We start from the raw sequence: 4178 nt of genomic DNA on the forward strand, positions 1-4178 counted from the left end.
AGCTTCTCGCCCTCCCGCAGCTTACGGATGACCTGCTCAGGCGTGTGCCGACGTCGTGTTCCCATTCGTGATCAGTCCTCCCTGCCCCATTCTGGGGCATCGGACTCTCACAAACCATGGACCTGATCATGGGGATCCAGTCACCCGCATTCCGCGCTTCGTCAAGGGACTTGAGCGGTTCGGCATCGTAGTCGGCGCCGGGGCCGTCGCCGTCATGTTCTGCGTTGCCCAGGAATTCTTCGGAGTACTCGCGCATGACGCTGCGCCACAGGTCGAAGTCCGCACTGTGGCCAACCGAGCGCACTGAGGACGGCTGGAAGACTCCGGCCGGCACGAGGGTTACTGAGGCGGTCTACCGGCACCAACTCCGGCCCGTGCTGCTCACTGGGGCGGTAGCCATGGACCGAATTTTCAGCTCAGGCAAGGAGGGCCCAGCGGAGGCTTAGTCACGCAGCTAGTCATGCACGCATAAAGAGAGGGCATATCCTTCGATGGGATATGCCCTCTGAGCTGGTGGGCGATACTGGGTTTGAACCAGTGACCTCTTCCGTGTCAAGGAAGCGCGCTCCCACTGCGCCAATCGCCCGGGGTCTTGCTTTGCGAGGTGGAGACGGGATTTGAACCCGTGTACACGGCTTTGCAGGCCGTTGCCTCGCCTCTCGGCCACTCCACCGTGATGCGCCTTGCGGCTCTCCGAGCGGATGACGAGACTCGAACTCGCGACCCTCACCTTGGCAAGGTGATGCGCTACCAACTGCGCTACATCCGCACGCCGACCGCCTGAGCGCCCGACAGCAGAGAACTTTAGCCGAGAGGACCCCAAAGCGGCAAACCGGGGGTGGGATTTGGGTGTGTCATGCCGGGTTGGCGGCCAGGCCGCTGCAGGCGTTGGCCCGGTCGAGTCGTTGCCGCATGGCGGTGAGGGTGGAGCCGGCGGCGGGGACGGCTTGGCCGGTACTGGAAATGGCGGCGGGGATGAAAGTGTGTTTCGTCACCTTTCGGCCGGTCACGGTCAGTGTGAGGAGGCCGGAGTCGGTGCTTTTGGAGGGGCCGTACCAGAGGAAGTTGCCCAGGCCGTAGTGCACATACGTGGTGCCGATGAAGCCCTCGCCCTGCGGCATGTGCGCGTGGGTGCCGACGATGACGTCCGCGCCGGCCTCGGCAAGAAGCTTGGCGGTGGACTTCTGGTCGTTGTTGGGGCAATAGGACCCCTCCGTCCCCCAGTGCATGTACACGATCACGAGATCGGCGAGGGTACGAGCTTTGCGCACGGCGGATGCGGAGAGATCCTTGTCGAAGGCCATCGCTATGCCCGGGCGGCTGTCTGTCGGTTTCCACCGCTCGGCCAGCTCATACACCTGCGACAGCGCGACCACGCCGACCCGCACGCCCTTGACCATGGTCACGTATGGCTCGTATGCCTCCGCCGTGTTGCGGCCCGCTCCAACGATCGCCATGTTGGCCGCCTTCGCCGACGTGAGCGTGTCCAGCAGCCCGACCTGGCCGTAATCGAGCGCATGGTTGTTCGCGATCGACACCAGATCTATACCCGCCGCTTGAATCGCCGTGTAGGCCGACGTCGGCGCACGGAAGAGAAAGCGCTTCGGTTCCGGCGTGCCCCGCTCGGTGATCGCCGACTCCAGGTTGACCATCGCGAAGTCGGCCTCGCTGAGCTCTTTCGCAAAAGGCCCGAACGCGGTCTGCGGGTCGCGGTCGAGCAGCCTGCGCGTCCGTTCCTCGAAGTGCACATCACCACCGAACGCCAGCGTCAACTCCGGTGACGGCGAGGGCGAGGGCAAAGACGACGGTGGCGAAGGGCTCGCAGCCGCTGAGGGCGAAGGCTCCGACGAGGCCGGCGGCGAATCGTTTCCGCAGGCGGCCAGCACGAACGCAAGCGCGACGGCGGCCAGTCGACGAGTGCGCACAGCGCCGAGGGTATCCCGGTGGCGCCCGCCATGGCGGCCCGGTTAAAGTAGTCGAGCACACGCGGATGTAGCGCAGTTGGTAGCGCATCACCTTGCCAAGGTGAGGGTCGCGAGTTCGAGTCTCGTCATCCGCTCTCTGATCTGGTTCCCGATCTCTCGCCTATGCGGCGGGCGTGGGCGTCGCGTGCTTCTCCGTGAGGTCCACCAGCGGAGCCTCAGCGTTACGCCGCACGGCGTCAACCCCGTCCAGCGCAGCAGCCTTGGTCGGATAAGACTCTCCCACGGCGACGATCTGCCCGTTCGCGGCCTTCAGCCGGAACCGGTATTGCCCGCGCACGTCCGTGTAAAGCTCGAATTTGCCAGCCATGACGACCCCCGTGTCAAATGTCTGTCACTTGTCACCTGCCGACAGTCTGCCCGACGGCCGCCGGCGAACATCGGCCTTTCAGCGAATCGCGCGCGGCCCGATCACCTCCGCGCCGAGCGCGCTCACCCGTTCGCGCAGTTGCCGGTCGGCCGTGACCACGACCTTCACCGGCGCGTCGCTGCCCCGCACGACGTCGACTATCGCGTCGTCGCCGGATGCGCGCGCGGCATGGACCCGCACCTCATCGATGGAAGGCACACCCCGGGCCTGGCCCTCGACCACCAGCACCACCTCAAGCGGCGGCGAAAGGCCCTCGTGCCCGCTCTCCAGGCCGGCTTCGGCCAGCGGCGCAAGCAGGTCACGCAACCGCTGCGCCGCGCCCCGCCGATCGCGCCACCAGCCGTCCGGCACCGAGCCGACGACATTGGCCGCATCGACGACAAGCAAAGGCAACGACTTCCGCTCCGCATTCACAACGTTAGCTTCATCCCCACATGAGTCCCTTGAAACCCCAACGATTCGTAAAATCGATGCGCGCCGGCCCGCGTGCGGTCGGTGGTCAGCTGCACCATGCCGCAGCCTGCCCGGCGCGCCTCGTCGATCGCCCAGCCGATCAGCTGCCGCCCGATCCCGCCGCCGCGCTGATCGCTGCGCACCCGCACCGCCTCGATCAGCGCCCGGGTCATGCCGCGCCTGCTCAGCCCGGGGATGAACGTCAACTGCAAACAGGCGACAACCTCGCCGCCGCGCTCCCCGACCACCAGCTTTTGGTGCGGGTCCGCGCTGATATTTTCAAACGCCATCTGGTACCCCGAAAAGCCCGGATCGGTTTCCCGGCTCGCACCCAGCGGGTCGTCGGCGAGCATGCGCACGATATCGGCGACGTCTTCGCTTCGCGCTTCGCGGATGACGAGGGTGCCGCCACGCTCGACCGCCACACCATCGCCCTGCGCCGCCCGAGCACCACCGCTTTCAAGATCAGCCACGATTGTCAGACTAGCAAGGCAGTATGGCACCCATGGCCGCCAAGAATTCCAGGAATCCCACGACAGCCGAGCGGGTCGACCGCTTGCGGGCGCTTTGCCTTGCGCTGCCCGAGGTCTCCGAGCGCCTCAGCCACGGCGAGCCCACCTGGTTCATCCGAGGCAAGAAGACCTTCGTCACGCTCGCCGACCACCACCACGACGATCGGTTCGGGTTCTGGTGCGCCGCCGAGCCGGGCGCGCAGGAGGCACTGGTCGCGTCCGACCCGTCCCGCTACTTCCGCCCGCCATACGTGGGCCATCGCGGCTGGCTGGGCGTCTACCTCGACGTGCCGGTCGACTGGGACGAGATCGCGGAGCTCGTCACCGATGCCTACCGGGCGGTTGCCCCCAAAAAACTCTCGGCCTTGCTTGACGGATCTACCCTGGGGCCATGAGTCGCATTTGGGCCGCCATCGTCACGGGATTTCTCGCCACGTTCGTCCTGCCCGCCGCCGCCTGGGCCGAGGAGACCGGCGTCGCCGACACGCTCCGCCGCGGCCCGCGCATCAGCGGGATCTTCGGCTTCTTCGCCGCGGCGTGCTGCCTTGTCGTGGTCGTGGGCGTCGTCCTGCTCGTCGTCATGCTCTCCCGCCGCCGTCGCTGACCTTCCTCCCGCAGGCCCGGCCCGCCAGCCCTGCATCGCGGGCCAGCCCTGCATCGCGGGCCAGCCCTGCATCGCGGGCCAGCCCTGCATCGCGGGCCCGGCCTGTATCGCCGTCTAGCCCCAAGGCCGTGTAGATAAGGATTTGGCCTGGATGTCAATGGCGGCGTGTTGATCCACGTGAATAGAACGGAGCTCCGGTAGAAAGGCTTGTCCTCCAAGACAACCGCTACCAAGGAGCTCCGCTGTCTGAATATTCT

General features: G+C 66.3%; 6 protein-coding genes and 4 tRNA genes. 3 read left to right on the forward strand and 7 right to left on the reverse strand.

The features are described 5' to 3' along the window. Nucleotides 1–511: 511 nt before the first annotated feature. The 4 genes from DM816_RS40590 to DM816_RS40605 all read right to left on the reverse strand — a co-directional run bounded on the left by DM816_RS40590 (nt 512) and on the right by DM816_RS40605 (nt 1925). Nucleotides 512–586, reverse strand: a tRNA-Val gene (locus tag DM816_RS40590). Between the two features lie 16 nt (nt 587–602). Next, nucleotides 603–673, reverse strand: a tRNA-Cys gene (locus DM816_RS40595). Between the two features lie 23 nt (nt 674–696). After that, nucleotides 697–769: transfer RNA gene (locus DM816_RS40600), tRNA-Gly, on the reverse strand. 85 nt (nt 770–854) lie between these two features. Beyond that, nucleotides 855–1925: a CapA family protein gene (locus tag DM816_RS40605; RefSeq protein WP_117215766.1), complete on the reverse strand. Its 1071-nt coding sequence runs from the start codon at nt 1923–1925 to the stop codon at nt 855–857. Between the two features lie 61 nt (nt 1926–1986). Between DM816_RS40605 and DM816_RS40610 the strand changes: the two genes are divergently transcribed. Then, nucleotides 1987–2059: transfer RNA gene (locus DM816_RS40610), tRNA-Gly, on the forward strand. Nucleotides 2060–2085: 26 nt separating this feature from the next. Here the strand turns inward: DM816_RS40610 and DM816_RS40615 are convergent. The 3 genes from DM816_RS40615 to DM816_RS40625 all read right to left on the reverse strand — a co-directional run bounded on the left by DM816_RS40615 (nt 2086) and on the right by DM816_RS40625 (nt 3158). Continuing rightward, a complete protein-coding gene (locus DM816_RS40615; RefSeq protein ID WP_117215767.1) occupies nt 2086–2292 on the reverse strand; it encodes a YegP family protein in 207 nt (68 codons plus the stop codon). 78 nt (nt 2293–2370) lie between these two features. Continuing rightward, the gene (locus tag DM816_RS40620) at nt 2371–2766 is read right to left on the reverse strand and encodes a PIN domain-containing protein (protein ID WP_246002712.1); all 396 of its coding nucleotides are present in this window, start codon (nt 2764–2766) and stop codon (nt 2371–2373) included. Continuing rightward, nucleotides 2763–3158, reverse strand: a complete 396-nt coding sequence (locus tag DM816_RS40625; RefSeq protein ID WP_117215771.1) for a GNAT family N-acetyltransferase — start codon at nt 3156–3158, stop codon at nt 2763–2765. The genes DM816_RS40620 and DM816_RS40625 overlap by 4 nt, the downstream gene beginning before the upstream one ends. Nucleotides 3159–3310: 152 nt before the next feature. On the opposite strand from DM816_RS40625, the gene DM816_RS40630 reads away from it, so the two are divergent. Together DM816_RS40630 and DM816_RS40635 are read left to right on the forward strand one after the other, a co-directional pair. Further along, complete coding sequence (locus DM816_RS40630; RefSeq protein ID WP_117215768.1) at nt 3311–3712, forward strand: MmcQ/YjbR family DNA-binding protein; 402 nt, start codon at nt 3311–3313, stop codon at nt 3710–3712. Beyond that, entirely contained in the window at nt 3709–3921 is a 213-nt protein-coding gene (locus DM816_RS40635) for a hypothetical protein (protein WP_117215769.1), read from the forward strand. The genes DM816_RS40630 and DM816_RS40635 overlap by 4 nt, the downstream gene beginning before the upstream one ends. Nucleotides 3922–4178: the final 257 nt, after the last annotated feature.

Source organism: Allorhizocola rhizosphaerae (assembly GCF_003426775.1).
GTDB classification, from domain to species: Bacteria; Actinomycetota; Actinomycetes; order Mycobacteriales; family Micromonosporaceae; genus Allorhizocola; species Allorhizocola rhizosphaerae.